Origin of the sequence: Enterobacter sp. CGMCC 5087 (assembly GCF_003144775.1) — a bacterium.
GTDB classification, from domain to species: Bacteria; Pseudomonadota; Gammaproteobacteria; order Enterobacterales; family Enterobacteriaceae; genus Enterobacter; species Enterobacter cloacae_M.
The window spans coordinates 93,393-117,806 of the sequence record NZ_QFXN01000066.1 but is presented as its reverse complement, the minus strand read 5'-3'; the positions used below and the strand labels follow the sequence as shown (position 1 = coordinate 117,806).

Annotated in this window: 17 protein-coding genes; 3 read left to right on the top strand and 14 right to left on the bottom strand. The window is 56.0% G+C overall.

The annotated features are described in order from the left end of the window. From recD to rppH, 12 genes are all read right to left on the bottom strand, one after another. Positions 1–980, bottom strand: a 980-nt coding sequence (gene recD, locus DEO48_RS06050) for an exodeoxyribonuclease V subunit alpha (protein WP_109844634.1), incomplete at its 3' end; no start/stop codon positions are given. Continuing rightward, the gene (gene recB / locus DEO48_RS06045) at positions 977–4,519 is read right to left on the bottom strand and encodes an exodeoxyribonuclease V subunit beta (protein WP_109844633.1); all 3,543 of its coding nucleotides are present in this window, start codon (positions 4,517–4,519) and stop codon (positions 977–979) included. The genes recD and recB, both read right to left, overlap by 4 nt. Further along, positions 4,516–7,383, bottom strand: a complete 2,868-nt coding sequence (ptrA, locus tag DEO48_RS06040; protein WP_109844632.1) for a pitrilysin — start codon at positions 7,381–7,383, stop codon at positions 4,516–4,518. The genes recB and ptrA overlap by 4 nt, the downstream gene beginning before the upstream one ends. Positions 7,384–7,523: 140 nt before the next feature. Further along, on the bottom strand, positions 7,524–10,898 hold the full coding sequence (gene recC / locus DEO48_RS06035; RefSeq protein WP_109844631.1) for an exodeoxyribonuclease V subunit gamma: 3,375 nt from the start codon (positions 10,896–10,898) through the stop codon (positions 7,524–7,526). Positions 10,899–10,910: 12 nt separating this feature from the next. Continuing rightward, positions 10,911–11,234: a prepilin-type N-terminal cleavage/methylation domain-containing protein gene (locus DEO48_RS06030; RefSeq protein ID WP_109844630.1), complete on the bottom strand. Its 324-nt coding sequence runs from the start codon at positions 11,232–11,234 to the stop codon at positions 10,911–10,913. After that, positions 11,219–11,620: a DUF2509 family protein gene (locus DEO48_RS06025; protein WP_109844629.1), complete on the bottom strand. Its 402-nt coding sequence runs from the start codon at positions 11,618–11,620 to the stop codon at positions 11,219–11,221. Before DEO48_RS06025 ends, DEO48_RS06030 begins: the two co-directional genes overlap by 16 nt. Next, on the bottom strand, positions 11,617–12,177 hold the full coding sequence (locus tag DEO48_RS06020; RefSeq protein ID WP_109844628.1) for a prepilin peptidase-dependent protein: 561 nt from the start codon (positions 12,175–12,177) through the stop codon (positions 11,617–11,619). Before DEO48_RS06020 ends, DEO48_RS06025 begins: the two co-directional genes overlap by 4 nt. After that, complete coding sequence (locus tag DEO48_RS06015; protein ID WP_109844637.1) at positions 12,168–12,632, bottom strand: prepilin peptidase-dependent protein; 465 nt, start codon at positions 12,630–12,632, stop codon at positions 12,168–12,170. Before DEO48_RS06015 ends, DEO48_RS06020 begins: the two co-directional genes overlap by 10 nt. Positions 12,633–12,816: 184 nt before the next feature. Next, positions 12,817–13,611, bottom strand: coding sequence for a thymidylate synthase (gene thyA, locus DEO48_RS06010; protein WP_014885081.1), 795 nt, complete (start codon positions 13,609–13,611; stop codon positions 12,817–12,819). Between the two features lie 6 nt (positions 13,612–13,617). Further along, positions 13,618–14,493 carry a prolipoprotein diacylglyceryl transferase gene (lgt, locus tag DEO48_RS06005; protein WP_023309046.1) on the bottom strand — a complete coding sequence of 292 codons (876 nt, stop codon included), beginning with the start codon at positions 14,491–14,493 and terminating at the stop codon, positions 13,618–13,620. Positions 14,494–14,686: 193 nt separating this feature from the next. Continuing rightward, entirely contained in the window at positions 14,687–16,933 is a 2,247-nt protein-coding gene (gene ptsP / locus DEO48_RS06000) for a phosphoenolpyruvate--protein phosphotransferase (RefSeq protein ID WP_023309047.1), read from the bottom strand. 12 nt (positions 16,934–16,945) lie between these two features. Beyond that, complete coding sequence (gene rppH, locus DEO48_RS05995) at positions 16,946–17,476, bottom strand: RNA pyrophosphohydrolase (protein WP_013098553.1); 531 nt, start codon at positions 17,474–17,476, stop codon at positions 16,946–16,948. Between the two features lie 683 nt (positions 17,477–18,159). Between rppH and mutH the strand changes: the two genes are divergently transcribed. The 3 genes from mutH to DEO48_RS05980 all read left to right on the top strand — a co-directional run bounded on the left by mutH (position 18,160) and on the right by DEO48_RS05980 (position 20,371). Continuing rightward, a complete protein-coding gene (mutH, locus tag DEO48_RS05990) occupies positions 18,160–18,852 on the top strand; it encodes a DNA mismatch repair endonuclease MutH (RefSeq protein WP_109844627.1) in 693 nt (230 codons plus the stop codon). A gap of 128 nt (positions 18,853–18,980) precedes the next feature. Further along, positions 18,981–19,199, top strand: coding sequence for a YgdI/YgdR family lipoprotein (locus DEO48_RS05985; protein ID WP_008499668.1), 219 nt, complete (start codon positions 18,981–18,983; stop codon positions 19,197–19,199). Positions 19,200–19,330: 131 nt separating this feature from the next. Then, positions 19,331–20,371, top strand: coding sequence for an NADP(H)-dependent aldo-keto reductase (locus DEO48_RS05980; RefSeq protein ID WP_023309049.1), 1,041 nt, complete (start codon positions 19,331–19,333; stop codon positions 20,369–20,371). 93 nt (positions 20,372–20,464) lie between these two features. Here DEO48_RS05980 and lplT read toward each other — a convergent pair whose 3' ends face one another. Together lplT and aas are read right to left on the bottom strand one after the other, a co-directional pair. Next, positions 20,465–21,658: a lysophospholipid transporter LplT gene (lplT, locus tag DEO48_RS05975; RefSeq protein WP_109844626.1), complete on the bottom strand. Its 1,194-nt coding sequence runs from the start codon at positions 21,656–21,658 to the stop codon at positions 20,465–20,467. Next, positions 21,651–23,810: a bifunctional acyl-ACP--phospholipid O-acyltransferase/long-chain-fatty-acid--ACP ligase gene (gene aas, locus DEO48_RS05970; RefSeq protein ID WP_109844625.1), complete on the bottom strand. Its 2,160-nt coding sequence runs from the start codon at positions 23,808–23,810 to the stop codon at positions 21,651–21,653. The genes lplT and aas overlap by 8 nt, the downstream gene beginning before the upstream one ends. Positions 23,811–24,414 lie beyond the last annotated feature (604 nt).

The window sequence follows — 24,414 nt, the reverse complement described above, 5'->3', positions numbered from 1 at the left end:
TCCTGCGCGCGTTCAGCGGTATATCCCAGGCTGGCATAGGTGCAGATATCCCCCAATACGGCTCCCGCCTCAACGGAGGCAAGCTGGTCGCGATCGCCGAGGAAAATGACACGCGCGTGCGGCGGTAGCGCATCGATCAAACGCGACATCATCGTCAGGTCAATCATCGACGCTTCATCCACGACCAGCACGTCAAGGTGCAGTGGGTTACCGGCATGATAGCGCAGACGCTGGCTACCCGGCTGTGCGCCAAGCAAGCGGTGCAGCGTGCTGGCTTCATTGGGGAAAAGCGCAAGCTGATTCCCGGTTAGCGGCAGTTTTTGCAGCGCGCCGCCTAACGATTCCGTCAGACGTGCCGCCGCTTTACCGGTGGGGGCCGCCAGGCGAATACGGCACTTTTGCTCACCCGATAGCTGAATCAGCGCGGCAAGCAGTTTTGCCACAGTGGTCGTTTTCCCGGTGCCCGGGCCGCCAGAAATCACCGAGATCCGTCGCGTTAAGGCCACGGCTGCCGCCACTTTCTGCCAGTCTGTCGCGTCGTCAGAGGTAAACAGCGCATCCAGCGTTTGCCGGAGCTGCGCTTCATCGCAGGGAAGCGGGGCGTTGGTCTCGCTGAAGAAGCGCGCTACCGTCAATTCGTTACGCCACAGCCGGTTAAGATACAAACGCTCGCCGACAAGGATCATTGGCGTCCCGGTATCGGCTCCGCTCACGGCAGGCGAACCGAGTAATATCTCCTGCCAGTCCACTGCGTCCCCCAGCAGCGCGAAACACGCCTGTAAAGCCGGAGGCATTTTCTCATCCACCGCCAGACGCGACAGCGGCAAACATACGTGCCCTTCCCCCGCGTCTTTGCTCAGAATGGCGGCGGCCAGCATGACGGCAGGCTCCTCGCCTGCCACCATCATGGCGAACTGCACATCCAGGTGACGCAATAATCGTTGTTCAACCGCGTCCAGCAGTAGCGCCTGCATCGTCATGCCACCTCCTCCGTGCTTGCAGCAAACAGGTTATCCATTTTTTCAATCAGTTCCGCAGACGGACGCGTGCTAAAGACGCCGGAACGCGGGTCGTTAGCATCCACTCCGCGCAGGAACAGGTAAATGACGCCACCAAAATGATCTTCGTAGTGGTAATCGGCCATGCGATGGCGCAGGTAACGGTGCAGCGCAAGGGTGTAAAGCTGGTACTGCAGATCGTAGCGATGCATTTGCATTGCCGAGGCCATCGCGTCCTGGGTGTAGGCTTCGCTGCTTTCACCCAGCCAGTTTGATTTGTAATCCAGCAGGTAGTAGCGCCCTTCGTGGCGGAAAACCAGGTCGATAAAGCCTTTGAGCATCCCCTGCACCTGGCGGAAGTTCAGCTGCGGGCACCCGGCGGATAACGGATCGTACTCGCGGATCAGCGCATCAAGCGCCTCGGCCCTGAGCGGGCTGGCGATGGGGAGATAAAACTCCATCTCCACCTGCTTGTCTTTGCCGGTCAACTGGTTCAGCGAGATCCCCTGCGTCGTGAGCGGCGCGTGCAGTACCGCGCGGATCCAGTCGGTAAGAACCGGCTGCCACTGCGCGTCGTAGCCGCCACTCTGTAACATCTTCAGCACCCACTCTTCGGAAACTGGCTGGGTAAAATCCAGCTCTTCAAACAGGCTGTGCAAAAACGTGCCCGGCGAGGCGCCGCGCGGGAACTGGTGCGGCGTGAGCACCGGCTCAACAGGTACGCTACCGGCTCCTGCGGCATCCACGTCCAGTTTTGGCATCAGATCCTGCGCAATACTCTGCCCGTGCTGCTGCAAACCGGAGTAGCTGGTGACCCGCCAGTCGTCGGCAATGGTACGCACAACCTGGCGGGCATGGAGCTGTGAGTCACGCAGCTCCGGCATCTGCCAGCGGCTGTTGTCGGGCTGCGACGGAATATGCAGGGCAACATGCTCTGTGCAAAGAGATTCGATGCACTGGCGCAGGCCCGCCGCGTCTTTGGGTTCACCGTGCTGAATAAGCCGCCCCAGCGCGCTCAGATGAAAATCGCTCTCCCCGGTCTTTTCGCCACGGCGACGGAACAGAGGCGCAATGCCCAGGCTGCAGTGCCAGACCGAACGGGTCAGCGCCACGTAAAGCAGGCGCAGGTCTTCCGCCAGACGCTCGGCTTCGGCCAGCTCAACGCTGGACTCCGCGTTTCTGAGATCGAGCACCGCCTCAAAAGACTCGCGATCGTGGTAAAAGGCCTGATCCTGCACGCGATAATTGGCGATAAACGGCAGCCAGACCAGCGGATACTCAAGGCCTTTCGATTTGTGAATGGTGACAATCTGCACCAGATGTTTATCACTCTCAAGGCGCATCTGCTGGCTGGACGAATTACTGTTCGGATCGGCAATCTGCTGCGCCAGCCAGCGCACGAGGGCGTGCTCGCTCTCCAGCTGCGTACCCGCTTCCTGCAGCAGTTCGCTGATATGTAAAATATCGGTCAGCCGACGCTCGCCGCCCGCTGTAGCCAGCATATTCTCCGCAATGTGGCGCTGAGCCATGAGCTCGCGCACCATCGCCATGACTCCACGCTTCTGCCATTTTTCGCGGTAGCGAACAAACTCTTCTACCACGGCATCCCACGCGGCTTCGTCATTGTTGAGCGCATCGATATCCCGCGCGTTCAGCCCGAGCATCGCGCTCGCCAGTGCGCTACGCAGCGAGCTTTCCCGCTCCGGAGCCAGCACGGCCTGCAGCAGCCATAGCATCTCCTGCGCTTCCAGCGTTTCAAAGACGCTGTCGCGGTTGGAGAGGTAGACGGAGGGAATATTCAGTAACGTCAGGGCGTCGCGGATGAGCGCGGCTTCCTGACGGCTGCGAACCAGAACCGTAATATCGGATGCCTTTACGGGGGTGGGTTTATCCCCCTTCCACAGCAGCGCTTCACCGTGCGCGCCGGCACTGAGCCAGTCGCGGATTTGCGCGGCACAGTGCTGGGCCATGGCATTTTGATAGTCGGCAACGCCGCAGCCTTCCCCATCCAGCAGCCAGAAGTTCATGGCAGGCTGCGCCTCGCCGTTGAACTCGAAGCGCAAAGAGGCATTTTTCTCGGCAAACTTTACCGGCTGAAACGGGATCTCCCGGAACATAAACGCCGTATCCATGCGGCTGAAGAGCGCGTTGACGCTTTCCACCATGCCGGGAGAGGAGCGCCAGTTAGTATCAAGCGTGTAGTGCGCGTCAACTTCGCTACGGGCTTTCATGTAGGTGAAAATATCCGCACCGCGGAAGGCGTAGATGGCCTGTTTCGGATCGCCGATTAACAACAGCGCGGTACCGGGCTGCTGGCGCCAGATACGGCGGAAAATGCGGTATTGTTGAGGGTCGGTATCCTGAAATTCGTCAATCATCGCCACCGGGAAGCGGGTCCGGATCGCGGCGGCAAGCGCTTCGCCATTTTCACTGCACAGCGCCGCATCGAGGCGGCTCAGCATGTCGTCAAACCCCAGCTCACCCCGGCGGCGTTTCTCACGCGCGACGGCGTCGCGAATTTCCGTCATGGCGCGGGTAATCATCAGATCGTTGAGCGTTAAGGGCTCAGCCAGCAGGGTTTCAATCGCCACAAACAGAGGATGCTCAGGCACAATGCCGTCGGCTTTGGTCCGCTCAACCAGGAAACGCCGGGAGAATTTCTCCAGCACGTCCGGGAGCTGGTAGCCTCGCGTCTCCTCCTGCGCCCAGGCGCTGATCTTGTCGATCCATTTCCCCTGGTTGCCACGGTTAAACTTGCGTCGGTCAATCCCGGAATTTTCGATGATTGCGTCAATCTCGCCAACGGACTCAATCCATTTTTGCTTGATGTCGGTAATTTGCGCGATGATTTTTTCATGCCGTGAGGCCAGGGTTTCATCGGCTGGCGGCGGGGATTTGATGACCGGCGCTTCACCCTGCAGATAACGATCGATAGCGCGCAGCAGCGCCTCCGGGCCCTTCCACAGCGCATGTACCGCTTCGGCGATATCGCGCTGTAACGGGTAGCAGTGGCGACGCCAGAAATCCGCGCAGGCCTGATAGCGAAGCACGGATTCATCTTCAATGAGCTGCTGTTCAAACAGCATTCCGGATTCAAATGCATTCAGGCTCAGCATACGCTGGCAAAAACCGTGAATGGTGAAGACGGACGCTTCATCCATCTGCCGTTCAGCAAGGAGCAGCCACTGGGCTGCCTGTTGCTTATCGGCAATCTCTTCCAGAAGGCTGGCGTAGAGAGGGTTATCCGTGCTCTGACGCAGACAGGCGATGCGCAGCTCGTGGATATTGCTGCGAATACGGCCCCGCAGCTCAGCGGTGGCAGCCTCGGTGAAGGTGACTACCAGCAGCTCTTCCACGCTCAAAGGGCGTGGAAAAGCGGCGTTGCCGCCAAGCCCCAGCAGCAGACGCAGGTACAGGGCGGCAATGGTGAAGGTTTTTCCCGTTCCCGCTGAGGCTTCAATCAATCGTTCACCCTGCAGAGGTAAACGTAAGGGATCAAGGGACTCAGCGGTATCGGTCATTCTTTCTTACTCCAGGGCATAGATTGCTGCAGCGCGCTGACGCTCTTCCAGACTTTCCAGCCTTTCGGGTTCACGTACTCCGTTTTCCCGTTCTGGCTACCGGAAACCTGGGACAGAATGGTGATTCCCTGCGGCTTAATGACCGCCTGATGGAAGAAGTCGGCAACCTTCTGCGGCGTCAGCTGTTTTATCTCGGCCACTACTTTATCACGCGAATCAAATTTCAGATTACCGCGATCGAAATCTTTGCTCAGCTGCGAGGCTTCTTCACCCAGCGTCTGCGGCGGCTGCATCACCTGTGCGATGACGGCCTGCTGGATCTGCGCAAACTCTTCCGGCTTCATGGCGCGGAGTTTCGCTTCCACCTGCGGGAAGAAGGCCTGGTAACGCTTCCAGAGATACGCCGGTTGTTTATCGCTGCTTTGCAGCAGGAAACCCAGCCCCCACTGTCGGCCTACGTTCATGGAGAAGGCAAACACCGCGTAGCCAAGCTGCTCCTCAGTGCGTAACTGGTTGTAGAACCACGGCTGAATAATTTGCCCCAGCACGGCACTCTGCGCCGAGCTGGCGAATTCATCATAGCCCGTTGGCACAAATACCGCGGCCAGCGCGGAATCCGTGCTGTTACCCGCCTTTTCAAAAATCACATTCTGTTTTTTCTCAACCAGCACGTCCTGGTTGCGGCACCACTCGTCGCCTTTCGAACCGAGCTGAGTGCGTACATTCTCTGCCAGGGTTTTGGCCTGATCCTCACTCATGTTGCCGACGATCAGGAACTCCGGACGCGTGTTGGTTTTCAGCGCGTCACGGTAAGCCAGCACGTCTTTTAAGGTGATCGAAGGCAACAGCGCGCGGCGGTCCTCTCGCTGGAAATAAGGAACTTGCGACAGCATTTGCGCCGGCATAAGCGCCATATCGTAAGCTTTGCCCTTCTCCGCAGAATCCATCATCTGCGCATACCACGATTTGGCCTGCTCAAGCTGCTCTTCCGTCGGCGTATAGCTGAAATAGCCCTCCAGCAGTGCCTGAAACAGCTGAGGCAAACGCTGGGTATAGCCGTTTGCGTTGAGCATCAAACCGTTGTTGGCGTTGGTGGAGAAGCTGATCCCGCCCACGGCCGCCTGGTTGCTGAGCTGATCGAGCGCAATCCCGGCGAGATAGTCATTGAGCGCGAACATCACCTGATTTTTGGCGCTGTTCATCGCTTTCGGGTTACGCAGCACCACGCTGACATCGGCCTTTGGCTCGCTTGCGAAGTAGCGGCTGGGCGTATACACCACGCGCAGCGTCGGCTCATCAACAATGAGCGCCGGGTGTGGATAATCTTTTGTCGTTTTGGTCAGCGAGAAGTCATCCGGAATATAGGGGTTCAGCTCCGGCAGCTTCAACGCAATCTCTCCGGCCTTCTTCTGCCAGTCGGCGAAGGTCTGCGCGCTGATTTTATCCACCTGATAGGGGGCATCGACAAAATACGCCGTCTTGTTATGCGGTTCGTTCGGGCTGATGTACCAGATGCGGGCATTCTCCGGCGTCATCATCGCAAGGCGAGCTTTTACCGCCTCGGCGTCATACCGGTCGGCAATATTCACCGCGTCGAGGGTGTGCTCCACCGGCACGCGGATCATGGTATCCGCCAGCCACTCAACGTAATCCATGTCGCGGGTAATGGACGGGTAACGGAAATCGAGATCCAGCACGTGCGCGAGCTCATCAAAGTAGCGCTTATCGACGCCTTTCTCACGCAGTAAAGAGAGGTAGCTGAAGATCGCAGCCACCACTTCGTCACGGTTTGCCAGGCCCTTGTCGGTCAGGGTGGCGGAGATCGCCAGCACGCCGCTATTACCGTTCACAACCGGATCGGAGTCGGCGCGAATACCTTCCACCAGCCCCTGTTTTTGCAGCCAGTCAGAAAGCGTACCCGGACTACGGTTACCTATCAGGTAGGTCACCAGCTCATCGGTTTTACTGCGAAACTGTGCGGTGTTGTTATCGATGCGGAATTCCACGCGCAGCACTTTGCGCGGCAGCGCAGGCACGTAGTGGATCACAATGCCCTTTTGCGCGTCCGTGACCACCGGTACGTCTATCTGCGGCAGGTCGATATTTTTATTCGGCACCCGACCAAACGTTTTAGCCGCCATGCCTGCCAGTTCCGGCAACGGTTTATTGCTGTAGATGACCGCTTTCATCAGGTTGGCGGAGTAGTATTTATCGCGAAACGCGTGCAGGGCATCAAGCACCGGGCTGTTCGGTTTGTCGCTCAACGTCTCCAGGTTACCGCCGGAGAAGCGCGAACCCGGGTGCGCAGGGTTGATGGTTTCGGCGCTGACCTGGGCCATACGCATACCGTCTCGCGTGCGGGCAAGGGTCAACTCAGCATTGACGGCATTGCGTTCACGGTCGGCATATTTTTTATCCAGCAGGGGTGCGGCGATGGAATCAGCAAGGCGATCGACCGCGCCTTCCAGCGCATCATTTTCGACTTCAAGATAAAAGGCCGTGCGGTACGGTGCCGTACTGGCATTGTGGCTGCCGCCATGCATTTTCAAAAATTCGGACAGGCTATCTGGCTGCGGGTATTTTTTTGACCCCATCAGCGTCATATGTTCCAGATAGTGTGCAAGCCCAGGATGCGCGTCAGGATCTTCCAGCGATCCAACCGGCACCACTAATGCCGAGAGGGACTTCACCGCCTGCGGATCGGAAACCAACAGCACAGTCATGCCGTTATCAAGACGAATAGCCTGATATTGACGAGTATCTTTTTCGCTTTTACGAATAGTTTCCTGAACGGGTTGCCAACCGGAGTCTGCCTGAGTGACAGGTACCCAGAGGGCGAAAAACAAAACAAACGCTTTAAACAAGGTGCTACCTCTTTATCACGGCTACATCATTAACACATTGCGTGCTGGACACGCCAACATCTCTTTATTGGGTACATCAGTCCGTGATAAGAAGTGCATCATAAATGAACACCCCATGCTGCGCAATTTTTATACATCGCTCAGGACTGATTAAATTTAAACAACGGCAGCAGGTAGCGCTGCGCCTCTTCCGTGATGGCTTCAAAGTACTCTGGCTCAAGCGTTCGCCATAAGCGCTGATACCAGACATCTTCACCTTCGCCCCGCACCATCATGTTACCTTCGTAGGCCTGCATAAATTTACTGCGCGCTTTCTGCAGTGACGCCTCATCCGTTAACATCGCATCATTCTGTGCGTCATAACAGGCTTTTATCCAGGCCCCGCCACTTTCCGGCAGTACCAGGAGCGGTTTGTTCATTCCCTGACGGTAGCCCTCAATGTACAAAGACAGATACCGTAACGCCTGCTCAGACTCCATCGGCGGGAAGCGCCATTCGCCCTCTTTGCGCACGAAAATCCGACTTTCACCTTTATGACCATCCGCACTGTAGACAAGATGTTCCAGCCAGAGTTGCAAACCCTGTGAAACGCTAAGCATAGAGGGCCGCCAGCGCAGCAGCCCGTCCGGCTGAACCTGGGTTAACCAGCCCGTGAGTTGTACACCATTGCAGTTGAGATCGATTTCAATGCTTTTCCCTGGCTGTCGGCACGCTCTTACGCGCTCTGCCAGGGCGGTCATCTCCTGACACTGCGCCTCCCACACAATTTCCCCGAACGCCCCATAGGGCAGCTGCCCTGCAGCACGGTAGCGGCGATAAAGTTTGTCAGCATCTTCCTCTTCAACCAGCGCATTCAACAGCTGCAGGTTTAACTGGTAGCGCTCCAGCCCTTCCAGCGTAAAGGGCTCTGCATCAGGAATTTCACTCTCTTCAGAACGGAAGTTGACCTGCAATCGCTGCTGGAAGAAGGCGCGCACCGGATGCGCCCAAAACCGCTGAAGCTGTTCAAAGGTCAGGGTATCGACATGGCGCGGGTCAAGTTCCTGTATGAAATCGGTATGCGCACTCCCCTCCTTTTTCGCTGCCGGTAACCACTCCTGCGCATAGCTCTGGCGCTCGCTGGGCGTGTAGTTCACCGGGTCAAATGGCATGCGGCTGTGGAAACAGGTGATATGAGATTTCACCCTCTTCTCGCTTTCATCGCAGTTGCGCTCTTCATCCCCCGGCAGATAGTGACTCTGGCCGATATAGTCCACCAGCTCCTGCACCAGAACGGAGGGAAAACGCTCGCTGTTGTCCTGAATGGAACGGCCGATATAGCTGATATATAGCTTACTCTGGGCGGAAATGAGCGCCTCAAGGAAGAGGTAGCGGTCATCATCGCGGCGGCTACGGTCGCCCCGCTTTGGATCTGCGCTCATCAAATCGAACCCCAGCGGCGCCAGCGCGCGCGGATAAACGCCGTCGTTCATGCCAAGTAAACAGACCACTTTAAACGGGATAGAACGCATTGGCATCAGGGTGCAAATATTGATGGGGCCGGCCAGAAAACGCTGGCTGATTCGCTCCTGGTCAAGCCGCTGCGTCAACTCATCCCTCAACAGCGACAGCGGGATGGCCTCCTGATAGTGGGAATTGACGCCTTCGTCGATGATCGCCTGCCACTGCGTTTCAATGAGCGCCATCGCCGCTTCGGTGTCATTGTCCGGCAGGAAGAAATCATTAAGCAACGCTCTGCAAACCGGGAGCCATTCTTCAAGCGGACGCGGCTGTAGCAGCTCGTGTCGCCAGCGGTTAAGCTGCATCAGGAGTGACGCTAAATGCCCCACCAGTTCAGCAATTAACCCGCTGGACTCATCGTAAGGCAGCACCTCATTCCACTCGCCCTGGCTGCTCTCCATGGCGTAGCCCAGCAGCATACGCGTCAGGCCAAAACGCCACGTGTGCTGCCCGGTAGGAGGAAGTTCGAACTCCTGAACGTTATCGTCATCGATCCCCCAGCGTACGCCAGATTCGTTCACCCACTGACGAAGGTAGCGCAGCCCCTCTTCAGTGATGTTAAAGCGTGCAGCCAGCACGGGAACATCCAGTAACGCCAGGACATCTTCGGAGATAAAGCGGCTATCCGGCAGTGAAAGCAGAGTGATAAAGGCCTGCAGTGCCGGATGCGACTGGCGGGCACGACGGTCAGAGATAGCGTAAGGCAGATATCGCTCGCCCGTCGCACTGCCAAAAACTGCCTGAATGAAGGGACTGTAGCTGTCGATATCCGCCACCATCACCACAATATCGCGTGGCGTCAGTTCGGGATCGTCCTGCAGCATCGCCAGCAGCTGGTCGTGAAGCACTTCGACCTCACGCTGAGGGCTATGGCAAACATGGATCGTGATGCTGCGATCGTCAGCATCCAGCTTGCGCTTGCTGTCGCTACGTTCGAATTCGTTCGCCGTCACGCCCATCACGGCACGGTTTTCCAGATCGAGGATATCCAGCTGAATATGATGCAACAGGCTATCAGGGGCAATATCGACAAAGGCATCCACGTCGCCTTCGCCTGATGAAGTGATGTCTGAAAGCATGTGAATGTAGTCACGCCCCAGCTTCCCCCACGAGGCAAGCAGTGGATTGGGCAGGTTCTGGATACCGTCTTCATCAAAAAGCTGACCGGCAGTCGAGCCGTCTTTAAACAGCGGGACGGAACGTTCTTCAAAAAGGCGCTTTCGTTGGCGAGTTACCAGCCGCGCAAGCCAACGTTCGTCGAGGATATCCCCCCAATACTGTCGGCAAGGGTTGGTGAACAAAATATGGATATCAATATGTTTACCCAGCGCGTTCAAAGCCTTCAGATAAACAGGCGGTAAGGCGGATATCCCGCAGATAAAAACGCGTGACGGCAGTCGGGCCGGGCGCTCCAACGCATTCTCGAGTATGGAGATAAACCGCTCGTACAGGTTGGCACGATGCCACTTAGGCTGCCCAAGTTTCTCCGTATGTTCTACCAGTGCTTTCCACAGAGGTGCCTGCCATATTTGCGCCTCCGGTAGCCCTTCAACCAACTCGCCCGCTTCCCAACGAATTAACCAGTCAGAACGGTAAACAAGGTATTGGTCGTAGAGATCGGCGGTACGCGACGCCAGCTGGAACAGCTTGCGCTTATCGGTATCGTCATTGAGGTAGTGGCGCAGCATGGCGAATTCATCGTGCTGCAGCATTTCCGGCAGCAGCGCCATGAGCTTCCAGCTCATGCCTTGTTTGTTGAAGGCGCTCTGCTCCGGGATGTCCGGCAACACGCGCACAAACATCTCCCAGATAAAACTCGCGGGCAGCGGGAAATCAATATTTGCGGCTATGCCAAATTTACGGGAAAGCGACATTTGCAGCCACTGTGCCATACCGGTGCTCTGCACCAGCACCATTTCAGGCTCAAAAGGATCGTCAAGCCGCTCGCGCTCAACGATAAATTCCATCAGCGCTTCCAGCACATCCAGACGATTTGAGTGGTAGACCCTTAACATAGACGCTCCCGACTACTGGCTAACCGGGCAATGCAGACGCGTTATCTCACCGCGCCGCCCCAGAGGAGAAATAAGTGTGACCGTGATGCTGACACATCCTGCGTGCGTTGTCTGCCCCCGACTGGCCTGCCAGCCTGCCGGGAGAACATTTGTTGAGAGCTGAGACTGATTCCAGGCATGGTGCCAGAGCTGGCGATACTGATTAAATAGGGTAAACCGCGCCGCCAGCGCCCGGTGATAACCGGACAGAGCGGTCACGACGATCACCAGCAGCATCATCGCCAGCAGTACCTCAACCATGCTAAACCCTTTTTCTCTTTTCACGGCAGCTGGCATAACGCGCTCTCCTTAAGGGGACAAAAATCACTCCAGCCGTGAGGCGAAAAGCGAACGTTCCCGTCGACAATCTCTCCTGAGCGCCAAAGCAGCAGGTCGCTGTCTCCAGCAATCAGCAGCACACGCGCCCCACTCAGCGGGCGCAAACACGCTCGCCACACAGGAGTCTTCTTGCACTGAACCTGTGGCTCTGACGACCAGCTCTGAACCCGTCCCCATTCAAGCGCGGACTGTACCGTCGCCTGCTGCTGAAGCGAGCTTTTCTCCCCGCCAACGAGCGCGCTAAACGTTGTGAGCTGCTGATTGAGACCCGTGAGGCTAAGGGTACCCAGCACCAGTAAAAGCAGAACCAGCGCCAGCGAAGACATTCCGCGTTGACGATTCACAGGTTGTACCCCGTGACCGTATACAACGCCTGCCAGGGTTCCCCCTGCTCGCCTTTACGAATCGCCGCCAGTTCGATATTCACCTCTGGCGCAAAACCGGCATGTTCCACTGTCCTCACCACAAAATGCGCGATCGCTAGCCTGTCCGGGTCCGTGAGCTTTTCCCATCCTTTTCCTTCACATGAGGTCGCTCCACGCTGGGTTTCAAGCGCACCAGACTCCAGTCGAAAACCGGTGCTGTCATTTTCTGATGCGCTGTTATCCCAGCTGCCGTTACTGTTGGCATCCCACCGCACAATGACGCAACTTCCTTGCCTGGCTGTCACCAGCGCCTGTCCCTGACAGTTTCCCGCGCAGTACCCCGCACGCTGAAGCTGTTTGCCCAGAGCAAACAGGTGGTGCCAGACCTCTTCCTCCAGTTGTCTCTGACCAGATTGCGCTAAGATCGCACGCTGCAAGCCGGGTAAAAAACGCGATGCGCTTATCAGCAAAAGGCTGCTAATCGCCGTGGCAATCAGAACTTCAGTCAGTGAGAAACCTCGCTGCTTCATCGACATGAACCTCCCGCAGAGACCTTACACATCCTGATGCGTCCTCCATTTGAGACAATAATCAGCCATTCTCCCGCGCGGCTTTGAACGCGTATCCGCCCAGCCCATGCCGTATCCTTTAATCCATAGAACGCGAGCGACGGCGTTACCTCGCCGATCGCGACCTCTGGCCAGAGTGGTATCACCACAAAGGGACTGCCCTTCTCACAGCCTTGCGCTGCAGAGCTCACCAGACAATCCATGCCTCCCACCCGCAGACGGGTAATTTGATGGTCGCGGTTGTAGCGGTTGGCATGATTGCGCAGAAACAGCAGGTAATCTCGCACCTGACTGGCGGTTTGCCACAGCCGCTGCTGCCGCTGCCAGTTGTCCCAGCCGTACAGCCCTGAGGCGCTGAGGATAACGACAAGCGAAATCGCGACCAGCGTTTCGATAAGCGTAAAACCGTTCTCTTTTTTCATACCGGGAGTGTGGCGAAGCGCCGTGAACATGACGAGCGACGGTTCTTCGTTTTACGAGGCGTTATCCGAGGAATTGAGAGTGTTGCAGCGCGTTGCACGCTTTCTGGATAGCGCTTCGGGAAACGGGATAAAGACGAAAAAAAACCGGCGCTAAAGAGCACCGGTTGTGTCACGCTTTATCGCATCAGATAGCGACAGGCGCTTTGATGCCCGGATGCGGGTCATAGCCCTCAATCTCGAAATCATCAAAGCGGTAGTCGAAGATTGATGCCGGTTTGCGCTTGATAATCAGCTTCGGCAGAGCACGCGGTTCGCGAGTCAGCTGGAGATGCGTCTGTTCCATATGGTTGCTGTAAAGATGGGTGTCCCCACCGGTCCAGACAAAATCACCCACTTCCAGATCGCACTGCTGCGCCATCATGTGGACCAACAGCGCATAGCTGGCGATGTTAAACGGCAGGCCGAGGAACACGTCACAGGAGCGCTGGTAGAGCTGACAAGAAAGCTTTCCATCCGCCACATAGAACTGGAAGAACGCATGGCACGGTGCCAGCGCCATTTTATCCAGCTCGCCGACGTTCCAGGCGGAAACGATGATTCGGCGCGAATCCGGATCGTTTTTCAGCTGGTTCATCACGGTGGTGATCTGGTCAATATGGCGACCATCAGGCGTTGGCCAGGCGCGCCACTGCTTGCCGTAAACCGGGCCCAGGTTGCCATTTTCATCTGCCCATTCGTCCCAGATTGAGACGTTATTTTCGTGCAGATACGCAACGTTGGTATCGCCTTGCAGGAACCAGAGCAGTTCATGAATGATCGAGCGCAGGTGGCAGCGCTTTGTCGTCACCAGTGGGAAGCCTTCTTGCAGATTGAAGCGCATCTGGTGGCCAAAAATGGAGAGCGTACCGGTGCCGGTGCGGTCGTTTTTCGGCGTGCCCTCGTCGAGCACTTTTTTCATCAATTCAAGATACTGTTTCATGGTTCCTCAGGAAATTTGTTGCTGTGGACGACGACGATACGCCCAAATCATCATAATGGCACCCGCGACAATCATCGGAATGGAGAGGATCTGCCCCATGCTGATGTACTGTACCCATTCGCCGGTAAACTGTGCATCTGGCTGACGGAAGAACTCGACGATAATACGGAATGCGCCGTAGCCAATCAGGAACAGGCCGGAGACAGCGCCCATCGGACGCGGTTTGCGGATAAACAGGTTGAGGATGATAAACAGCACCACGCCTTCCAGCGCCAGCTCGTACAGCTGAGACATATGGCGCGGCAGAACGCCGTAGGTATCGAAAATGGACTGCCACTCCGGGTGTGATGGCAGCAATGCGATATCTTCTGCGCGGGAGCCCGGGAAGAGCATCGTGTACGGCACGCTCGGGTCGACGCGGCCCCACAGCTCACCGTTGATAAAGTTCCCCAGACGGCCAGCGCCGAGACCAAACGGGATCAGCGGTGCGATAAAATCTGAAACCTGGAAGAAGTTGCGTTTGGTGCGTTTGGCAAAAATCACCATCACCAGGATCACCCCAATCAGGCCGCCGTGGAAGGACATGCCGCCGTCCCACACGCGGAACAGATAGAGCGGATCGTTCAGGAATACCGGGAAGTTATAGAACAGCACGTACCCAATGCGGCCACCGAGGAACACGCCGAGGAAACCCGCATAGAGCAGGTTTTCAACTTCGTTTTTCGTCCAGCCGCTGCCCGGACGACTGGCGCGACGGCCAGCGAGCCACATGGCAAAAATGAAGCCCACCAGGTACATCAGACCGTACCAGTGAAGCGAAACAGGTCCTACTGAGAAAATGACCGGATCAAATTCCGGAAAATGCAGATAACCACTGTTCATCTGTCACCACAAGATGTTGTTATTCCGCTGAAAGTGGACAGCGGTAGAAATGCGATTCTGCCGTAAGCAGAGGCTCCAAAGTTGCGAATCATAGCACAAGGCGGGCGCGGAGGATGCGCCAGAGATGTAAAAGATGTGTATAGGGTTTTATGCGCGCTGGAGCCCTCTCCCGGAGGGAGAGGCAGAAAGATGATTAGCGGCCGCCGCGGATCAGGCCGCCCATACCGCGTCGTTCCATAAACGCCGCGACCTGATGACGAACCTCTGCTGCCAGCTGCGCGTCAAGGCTGCGTTCAGCCAGTTCGCGGGCATCGTTGATGTCGATATGCCGCAGCAGGTACTTCACGCGGGCGACAGCGCGACCGTTCATCGACAGATGGCGATATCCCAGACCAATCAGGATCGCAACGCACATTGAATCCCCGGCCATTTCACCGCACAGGCGTAAATCAATGCCGTACTGTTCCGCTTCACGGGCAATCATCGCTAACGCGCGAATGATCGCCGGATGCAGGCTGTCGTAGATACTGGCGACACGGGTATTGTTACGGTCGACGGCCAGAATATATTGCGTCAGGTCGTTCGTGCCGACAGAGATAAAATCAACACGGTTTGCCAGCTGCGGCAGCATAAAGACCATAGACGGCACTTCAAGCATCACCCCGATCCGCGGTTTCGGGATCGCATAGCCGATCATCTCTTCCACTTCACGGCCTGCACGTTCGATCAGTCGCCGGGACTCGTCGATCTCATCAATGCTGGTGACCATCGGGAGTAAGATGCTGAGATTGCCCGTCGCCGCGTTGGCGCGCAGCATTGCACGCACCTGGATCAGGAAGATCTCCGGCTGATCGAGCGTAATGCGGATCCCACGCCAGCCCAGGCACGGGTTTTCTTCGCTGATCGGCATATAGGGCAGCTGTTTATCCGCGCCGACATCGAGGGTTCGCAGGGTGACAGGTTTGTCGTTAAACATCTGCAGCATCCCCTGATACTGCGCCACCTGTTCCTCTTCTGAGGGGAAACCGCTCTGCAGCATGAACGGGATTTCAGTACGGTATAGACCAATACCGTCGATGCGGCTGCCAAGCTTTTCTTCATGCTCAGGGCTTAAACCGGCGTTGAGCATGACTTTGATCCGCTCTCCGCTCTTAAGCTGTGCGGGCAGGTTAACGTCATCCTCCGCCAGCTTGCTTAATTCATTCTCTTCGCTGATAAGTCGCTGGTATTCCTGGAGCAGAACTGGCTCAGGATCGACCAGCAGCTCACCGCGATAGCCGTCAACCACCAGCGTACGGCGGTGCAGTACCGACGGCTGGATATCGGCCCCCATAACGGTTGGGATACCCAGCGCGCGCACCATAATGGCGGCATGCGAGTTGGCGGCACCATCGCGCACCACCACACCGGCCAGCCTGTCCTGAGGCAGTTCAGCCAGCGTCGTTGCCGAGAGTTCATCGGCGACCAGAACAAACCGTTTTGGCCAGGCATTCGGCCCCTGAATGGTGTCATCGAGATGGAACAGCAGACGCTGTCCCAGGGCGCGGAGATCGCCAGCCCGTTCTTTCAGGTAACCGTCGGTCAGTGCCGCAAACTGATCGGCAAATTTTTCGATGACCTTCTTAACCGCCCACTCTGCGACCGAGCCTTTATCCACTTCCGCAAACAGCTCACGACGCAGACGCGCGTCGGAGAGCAGGTGCGAATAGAGGTCGAAGATGGCCGCCGTCTCTTTCTGTGCGCCTGCGGCAAAACGCTTGCTGTAACGACGAAATTCATTCGCCGCCTCTTCCAGCGCAGCGGTAAGACGCTCGCGTTCAAGCGCTTCATCAAGCGTAGAGGCTTCGTAAACCTGCTCCATCAGCGGCAGCGTGGCGTCCATCCAGCCTTCCGCGATCGCTACGCCTGGCGAGGCCGGAAGGGCACGAATGCGCGTATGGCGATATTGACCAAAGAGCGCAGCAAGCTGGGACTGGGAGAGGATCGCCGCCATCTGCGTGGCCAGCGTGACGAGGAAAGACTCTTCGCTTTCATCGTACTGACGTAGCTCGCGCTGCTGGACAACCAGCACGCCGAGCAGCTGGCGACGCTGGATAATCGGCACGCCAAGGAAAGCGCGGAAGCGCTCTTCTTTTACGGAAGGGATGTATTTAAAGCTGGGGTGTTTTTGCGCGTCAGCTAGGTTGATGGGTTCAGCCAGTCGCCCAACCAGGCCCACGATACCTTCATCAAATGCGAGCGTGACGGTGCGTCCACGTGGTTTTTTCAAACCACGGGTCGCCATCAGGTAATAGCAGCGCCGATCGTGGTCGGCCAGATACACCGAACAGACCTCGGTCTCCATCGCAAGACAGATGTCAGTGACCAGAATATTCAGCGCCTCGTTCAGACGCGGAGCACTGGCCACCTTCTCGACTATTTCTCGCAAGCGGGTGAGCATGATTTGCGTAGCTTAACCTCTTTTACGTCGCCAGGCAGGTGCGCTCTGCGGCTTAGGCGGGATCTCCTGAAGCTGCATTACCACACTTGCAAACTCTTTCATCACCCTACGGTAAACATCGCGTTTAAATGACACGACCTGACGAACAGGATACCAATAGCTCACCCAGCGCCAGCCATCGAACTCCGGCGTACTGCTGGTTTGCATATTGATGTCTGAATCGTTGCCCACCAACTGCAACAGAAACCACTTCTGTTTCTGGCCGATACAAACCGGCTTTGTGTCCCAACGCACCAAACGTTTCGGTAACTTGTAACGCAACCAGTTGCGGGTCGAAGCCAGGATGCGAACATCTTTTCGGCTTAAACCGACCTCTTCAAAAAGCTCCCGGTACATCGCTTGTTCTGGGGACTCTCCCGGATTGATCCCGCCTTGTGGGAACTGCCAGGAGTGTTGACCATATCGCCGGGCCCACATTACCTGGCCCTGACGATTACAAATTACTATTCCTACGTTCGGGCGGTAGCCATCGTCATCAATCACCGGACTACCCCAAATTAAACCTTATATATGAATGATTGTTTCACACTACAGGGAGGCGGTAAACCACTCTCTTACAGGGCTGCAACCTAATAACATTTGAATAACTCACAAATAAGTACTGAGTTATAAACAGATGAGAGGCAGTGAAGGGAATTTTATTCACCTTTTCTGTGGATATAGTTGTGAAGAAGTGTCTGATTACCGATGAACAACCTCAAACCCTACCTTGCCAACGCTTTCGCGTCATTTAAATAATTCAATATTTTTCATAAAGTTAAATGTATTTTAATGAACAAAAAACAGAATAGCGTGACGTTCGTCACATCAGGGATCGTCGTGCTGATGAAAGATCGAACAGCGTCGGTTTTATCCACAGATTGTGCCAATAAGTTAGTCACAATTTGTTTGAAAATTCGATTTTCATCGCACGTCAAGGCTGTAAATTGAAACAGTAGTCAGGGTTATGCCCAGTTATCCCATTTTTCTGTGGATAACATGGTGTAAGATCCTGTTCATTGTCAGTGACCAGATTTGAACAACCGGTTTTCTGAGTCTGGTGAAACGATTTATAAGCAATAAAAAAACCTATAAATCATAGACATGGAATATTGGTACAGAAATAGTTAAACTCTATCCACAGGAGACAATTTCTTCGTTTATTTTTTAATCAAAAGGTTACCTTCATGCATCCGCTTACACCCTTGCTCTCACCGCCGTCCAGCGAGGGCCAGTTGCTACAGCAGGCACAGCGTCTGGCAGGCTTTTCGCTTGGCGAGCTGGCGGCAATGGCAGGGCTTCAGATCCCGAAGGATCTGAAACGGGATAAAGGCTGGATCGGCATGCTGCTTGAGCTGTGGCTGGGCGCCAGCGCAGGGAGCAAACCCGAGCAGGATTTTGCAGCGCTTGGCGTGGAGTTAAAAACCATCCCCATAGACAGCCAGGGCAAGCCCCTTGAGACCACCTTCGTCTGCGTTGCGCCATTAACCGGCAACACCGGCGTGACGTGGGAAACCAGCCACGTTCGCCACAAGCTGAAGCGCGTGTTGTGGGTGCCGGTTGAAGGTGAGCGTCAGATTCCGCTGGCTGAGCGTCGCGTTGGCGCGCCGCTGCTCTGGAGCCCGAACGACGATGAGGAGCAACAGCTGCGTCTGGACTGGGAGGAGCTGATGGACATGATTGTGCTTGGGCAGGTAGAGCGCATCACAGCCCGACACGGAGAAGTATTACAGCTGCGCCCGAAAGCGGCCAACAGCAAAGCGCTTACCGAGGCAATCGGCGCGCAGGGCGAGCCGATACTGACGCTGCCGCGCGGTTTTTATCTCAAAAAGAATTTCACCGGCACACTCCTTGCCCGTCATTTCCTGTTAAAAACATAGTTTTTTACTTATTTTGCGAGCTCTCAAACATAATCGACTGCTTTTTAAGATTTTACCGCTTCCTCAAGTCGCCATATCGGGTTAATACTAGATTATGATTTGATACGCGCCAGATGAGGACGATAACGATGAAAAAATGGGCAGTGTTAGTTTCAGCAGTCGGTTTAGCGTTTGCCGTATCGGGCTGTAGCAGCGATTACGTCATGGCGACAAAAGATGGTCGAATGATCCTGACCGACGGCAAACCCGAAGTCGACGATGATACCGGTCTGGTCAGCTACCGTGACCAGGAAGGCAATAAAATGCAGATCAATCGCGACGAAGTATCGCAAATTATCGAGCGATAAACAGAGAGAGGTCAGTCGCTTGCTGGCCTTTTTGATTTTTTTCTTCCCCTTTTGCTTCCCCTCTGCCATGTTTATATTCCTTTGTCGGGCACGCCCTGACGCGGTCTATAAGTCTACTGAGGAAGCCGGCTATGCATTATCACCGTATCCCCCACAGCGCTCTGGAAATAAGCCAACTGGGGTTGGGCACGATGACATTTGGTGAACAAAACAGCGAAGCCGATGCCCATGCACAACTCGATTACGCCGTCAGCCAGGGGATTAACCTGATTGATGTCGCAGAGATGTACCCTGTTCCGCCACGTCCGGAAACGCAGGGACTTACCGAAACCTACGTCGGTAACTGGCTGGCAAAACGCGGCAACCGTGAAAAGCTGGTGATTGCATCAAAAGTCAGTGGTCCCGCGCGCAACAACGATACCGGGATCCGCCCGAATCAGATCCTCGATCGCAAGAATATCCGCGCCGCACTGGACGCCAGCCTGAAGCGCCTGCAAACCGACTACCTCGACCTGTATCAGGTGCACTGGCCGCAGCGCCCAACCAACTGCTTTGGTAAGCTCGGCTACAGCTGGAATGAAAGCGCCCCCGCCGTAACGCTGCTGGAAACGCTGGAAGCGCTGACCGAGTGCCAGCGCGCGGGAAAAATCCGCTACATTGGCGTCTCTAACGAAACGGCCTTTGGCGTAATGCGCTATCTGCACCTGGCGGATAAACACGATCTGCCGCGTATCGTCACCATCCAGAACCCGTACAGCCTGCTTAACCGTAGCTATGAGGTTGGTCTGGCCGAAGTGACACAATATGAAGAAGTGGAACTGCTCGCCTATTCCTGTCTCGGCTTTGGCACGCTGACGGGGAAATACCTGAATGGCGCGAAGCCGGCGGGGGCGCGAAATACCCTCTTTAGCCGCTTTACCCGCTACAGCGGCGAGCAGACGCAGAAAGCCGTTGCCGCCTATGTGGATATCGCAAAGCGTCACGGTCTTGACCCTGCCCAGATGGCGCTGGCCTTCGTGCGCCGTCAGCCGTTTGTTGCCAGCACCCTGCTGGGCGCGACCACGATGGAACAGCTGAAAACCAATATTGAGAGTTTCCATCTGAACCTGAGTGAAGAGGTGTTAGCGGAGATTGAAGCGGTGCATCAGGTTTATACGTATCCTGCGCCGTAATAAAAGCAAAACGGCAACGCACGTTGCCGTTTTTAGGGTTTGCTCCCTCTCCCTGTAGGAGAGGGCCGGAGTGAGGGCATCAGGCTGCACTTATCAGCACCGACGTTGCCAAATCCACAAGCCCGCGATCGCAATCGCAAACAGCCCGCCAAACCCGACGCCAATCCCCACCACCGGCACACCGACTTTTACCGCCAGCGAGTAGAGCCCCAGCATTAGCAGCATCGCCAGGTTTTCACCCAGGTTTTGTACCGCGATGGCATTCCCCGCCCCGACGGTCTGCTTGCCACGTTCCTGCAGCAACGCGTTCAGCGGCACCACGAAGAACCCCCCCAGAATACCAATCAGGATGAGGAGGACATACGCGGGCAATAATGCATGTTGCAGCGAGAAGATAAGCACCACGACGCCAATCAGGATCCCTGCGGGCATGCAGCGTGCGACCGTCTCGAGCGTCACCAGCTTCGCCGCCACACCCGCCCCAACCACAATGCCGATGGCCACCATCGCATTAAGATAGGTCGGCGTCGCATTGTCCGTAATTCCCAGCGCCACCGGCACCCACAGCACCAGCAGGAAGCGCAGCGTGACGCCTGCCCCCCAAAACATACTGGTTCCCATCAGGGAGAAACGCGTTTCTCCGTTACGCCACAGCACGCGACAGGCGGTAAAGAAACTGCCGGTCATCGGTTTAAAGCGCCAGGATTGCCCCGGGCGAGCCACAGGTAGCTTAGGAATAAACAGGTTCGCCACAACCGCCCCGCCATACACCACCGCGCAGATGCCCAGTGCCGCCAGGACATGCCAGTCGGCCAGTACGCCGCCCGCGACGGATCCGAGCAGGATTGCGGCAATGGTTGACGACTCCATCAGGCCGTTGGCTTTCACCAGCTTATCGCCCGTGGTCAGTTCTCCGAGAATGCCATACTTCGCCGGGGAGTAGGCGGCGGCGCCAATGCCCACCAGCGTATAGCCAATAAATGGATTGAAGCCAAAGCAAATGCTGGCGGCACCCAGCAGCTTGAGACCGTTGGCAAACATCATCACCCGGCCTTTCGGGAAACTGTCCGCCACCTGCCCGACGAACGGAGCAAAGATAATGTAAGCGCCCACAAACACCATCTGCAGGATCGGCTGACTCCAGTCGGGGTAAAACTCGGCTTTCAGCAGCGCCAGCGTGGCGAACAACAGCGCATTATCACCGAACGCAGAGAGGAACTGCGCGGCAATGACCGCCATCATGCCTTTTGAACGCAGTGAGGTGTTAGTGTGTACTGACTCACGCATTTTGCTGTTCCGCCTCTTCAACCATGCCTTTCAGGGTCACGAAATCGGGCTTCCCGCTACCCAGCACCGGGAGCTGCTTCAGGAAGCGAATATCGCGCGGCACCGCAAGTTCAGGAATACCGTGTTCACGCGCATAGCTCAGTAACCTGTCGCGCTTAAGCTCAGCGTCAGTCGTAAACAGCACCAGCGCCTCGCCTTTGCTGGCATCACTCTTCACCACCGTCGCATGCATCTTATCCGCGGAGACGGCCGTCGCCAGCTGCTCAACCATTTCCAGAGAGACCATTTCACCGGCGATTTTGGCGAAGCGCTTCGCGCGTCCCTGAATCTGTACAAAGCCTTGTTCATCAAAACGGACAATATCACCGGTGTCGTACCAGCCGGTTTCAACCTCGCCGTTGACGTTTTCAGCCGTCGGCACCTCTAGCACGCCTGGATTTTCCACGCGCAGATAACCGTTCATCACGTTTGGCCCTTTCAGCTGCAGACGGCCACCGTCCTCAATGCCCGGCACGGCCAGCAGACGCGCATCCATCCCCGGCAGAATTCGACCCACCGTACCCGGCTTCGCCGCCATCGGTACGTTTATCGAGACCACGGGAGCACACTCGGTAACGCCATAGCCTTCGAGAATGCGCAGGCCAAACTTGTCCTGCCAGATCTGACGCGTGCTCTCCTGCAGTTTTTCCGCACCGGCCACCACATACCGCACGCGATAGAAGTCATACGGATTGGCGAAACGCGCATAGTTGCCCAGGAAGGTTGAGGTGCCGAACAGAACGGTGCAGTTACGGTCATACACCAGCTCCGGCACAATGCGATAATGCAGCGGGCTTGGATAAAGGAACACTTCTGCGCCGGTCAGCAGCGGCGTAAACAGCCCCACCGTCAGGCCAAAGGAGTGGAACAGCGGCAGCGCCGACATAAAACGGTCATTCGCGGTAAAGTCGGCAATGCTTTTGATCTGTTCAACGTTCGCCAGAATGCTCTTGTGGCTGTGGACGACGCCTTTCGGGTTGCCCTCCGATCCCGACGTGAAGAGAATGATCGCGTCATCTTCCGGCTGCTGTTTGACCTGCGCCAGACGCGGCATCAGCAGGTGAGCAAAAATCCACAGCTTGTCGCCGGTGGTGACGTCCGCCTTCAGATCCTCCAGGAAGACCCAGCGCACCTGGGTGAGCTGCTCGGGAAGATGCCAGAGCTTGCCTTTGTCCAGGAACTGACGAGAGGTAAAGACGGTATTAATCTGGGCCGCGGTGATGGCGCTGGTCAACCCTTTCACGCCCGCCGTGTAGTTCATCATTGCCGGGATGCGCCCCCGGGAAACCGCACCAAAAATCACCGCCGCGCTGATGCCTGCGTTAGGCAGCATCAGGCCAATCTTTTCGCCCTTCATGCTGTATTTCTCAAGAATGCGGCCCACAAAGAGGCTTTTAGTCAGCAGCTTGCGATAGGTATCCGGGGTAAAGTTGATGTCTTCGATGCAGTTTTTCTTCGCGCCATAGCGGTGCTGAGCGGAAAGCAGAGATTCGTACAGCGTTTCGCGCGGACGCACGGCCATGCGCGCTTCCATCATAATCTGATGCAGCATTTCCCCGGCGATTTTACGGCGATCGCGGGCACGCGGGGCGTCCGGCATCGGTAACAACGTGGGCGGCAGAATATGCAGCGTGATTTTTGGGAACAGACGCTGCTTCACCAGCCCCTTCAGTCGGCTGAAATGGGTCAACTCTGCGCCTTCAATACGCAGCGGCACCACGGTCGCTTTTGATTTCGCTGCAACAAACCCCGCGCCATCGTAGATTTTCATCAGCGAACCGGTCACGGAGATACGCCCTTCCGGGAAAATAACCACCGGGCGCCCCTGCTCAACCAGACGCACCAGATGCTTAATCATCATCGGCTTTGTCGGGTCGAGCGGCACAAAATCAATCAGCGGCGTGAGCCAGCGCATGTACCACTGCTGGCTGATAGAGGTATAGACCGCAAACACCGGGCGCACGGGTAAAAATAGCGCCAGCAGAATGCCGTCTATAAAGGAAACATGATTTGGCGTGATAAGAACGCGTTCGCCGCGAAGCGCCTGGGCATCGCCAGTAACGCGGATGCGAAAAAGAATACGGAAGAGTGTACGGAAGAACCCAAATAGCATCTCAACTCCCTTTGCCAGCCAGTGTGGAGGGTTGATAGTAAATGGTGGCAGATTACACGAGAAGTGATACGGGAGCGACAGCAAAAGTGGAGGCGAAAAAAAACCTGCGCATCCGCGCAGGTTGGTGCAAGAGATGAGTACGAAACCGTACTAAGAATTCTCACCAATCAATACCTCTGGGATCTTGATTGTGGTCGTTCGACCTGCGCTTCGCCAGCAGGAAAACGCAAGGGAATGAGCCGAAGTGCAACCAGGTGTGAATATTTTCTATTGCTGTTACAGGTTGAACTTTCAGGCAAAAAAAAACCTGCGTAAAAACGCAGGCTGGTGTAAGCGTGTTAATCAACCGGAGTTGACTCCACCTATCAATACCTCTGGGATTTCGACTGTATCAACCTCTCTAACATCCTTGCCATCGGACAATCGCAACAGCCTGAGGCAAAGTGTAACCAAAGGTTCAGATTGACATTTTTCAGACATGACTGCGCGTGTAACGATTACACTACCAGTGTTGTCCTGCGTCACGTTTGTGGAGAGCGAAAATCCGCTCCCCTTGAATGCGCGGCGCTTTTCCGCAACACTATTTGGTGTGTAAACGCTTACC

Bases quoted from the DNA above. Each gene is read 5' to 3' on its own strand.
- recB (WP_109844633.1), bottom strand. From the start codon at position 4,519: ATGACCGATACCGCTGAGTCCCTTGATCCCTTACGTTTACCTCTGCAG.
- recC (WP_109844631.1), bottom strand. From the start codon at position 10,898: ATGTTAAGGGTCTACCACTCAAATCGTCTGGATGTGCTGGAAGCGCTG.
- DEO48_RS06030 (WP_109844630.1), bottom strand. From the start codon at position 11,234: ATGCCAGCTGCCGTGAAAAGAGAAAAAGGGTTTAGCATGGTTGAGGTA.
- DEO48_RS06020 (WP_109844628.1), bottom strand. From the start codon at position 12,177: ATGTCGATGAAGCAGCGAGGTTTCTCACTGACTGAAGTTCTGATTGCC.
- DEO48_RS06015 (WP_109844637.1), bottom strand. From the start codon at position 12,632: ATGAAAAAAGAGAACGGTTTTACGCTTATCGAAACGCTGGTCGCGATT.
- thyA (WP_014885081.1), bottom strand. From the start codon at position 13,611: ATGAAACAGTATCTTGAATTGATGAAAAAAGTGCTCGACGAGGGCACG.
- lgt (WP_023309046.1), bottom strand. From the start codon at position 14,493: ATGAACAGTGGTTATCTGCATTTTCCGGAATTTGATCCGGTCATTTTC.
- ptsP (WP_023309047.1), bottom strand. From the start codon at position 16,933: ATGCTCACCCGCTTGCGAGAAATAGTCGAGAAGGTGGCCAGTGCTCCG.
- mutH (WP_109844627.1), top strand. From the start codon at position 18,160: ATGCATCCGCTTACACCCTTGCTCTCACCGCCGTCCAGCGAGGGCCAG.
- DEO48_RS05985 (WP_008499668.1), top strand. From the start codon at position 18,981: ATGAAAAAATGGGCAGTGTTAGTTTCAGCAGTCGGTTTAGCGTTTGCC.
- DEO48_RS05980 (WP_023309049.1), top strand. From the start codon at position 19,331: ATGCATTATCACCGTATCCCCCACAGCGCTCTGGAAATAAGCCAACTG.
- lplT (WP_109844626.1), bottom strand. From the start codon at position 21,658: ATGCGTGAGTCAGTACACACTAACACCTCACTGCGTTCAAAAGGCATG.
- aas (WP_109844625.1), bottom strand. From the start codon at position 23,810: ATGCTATTTGGGTTCTTCCGTACACTCTTCCGTATTCTTTTTCGCATC.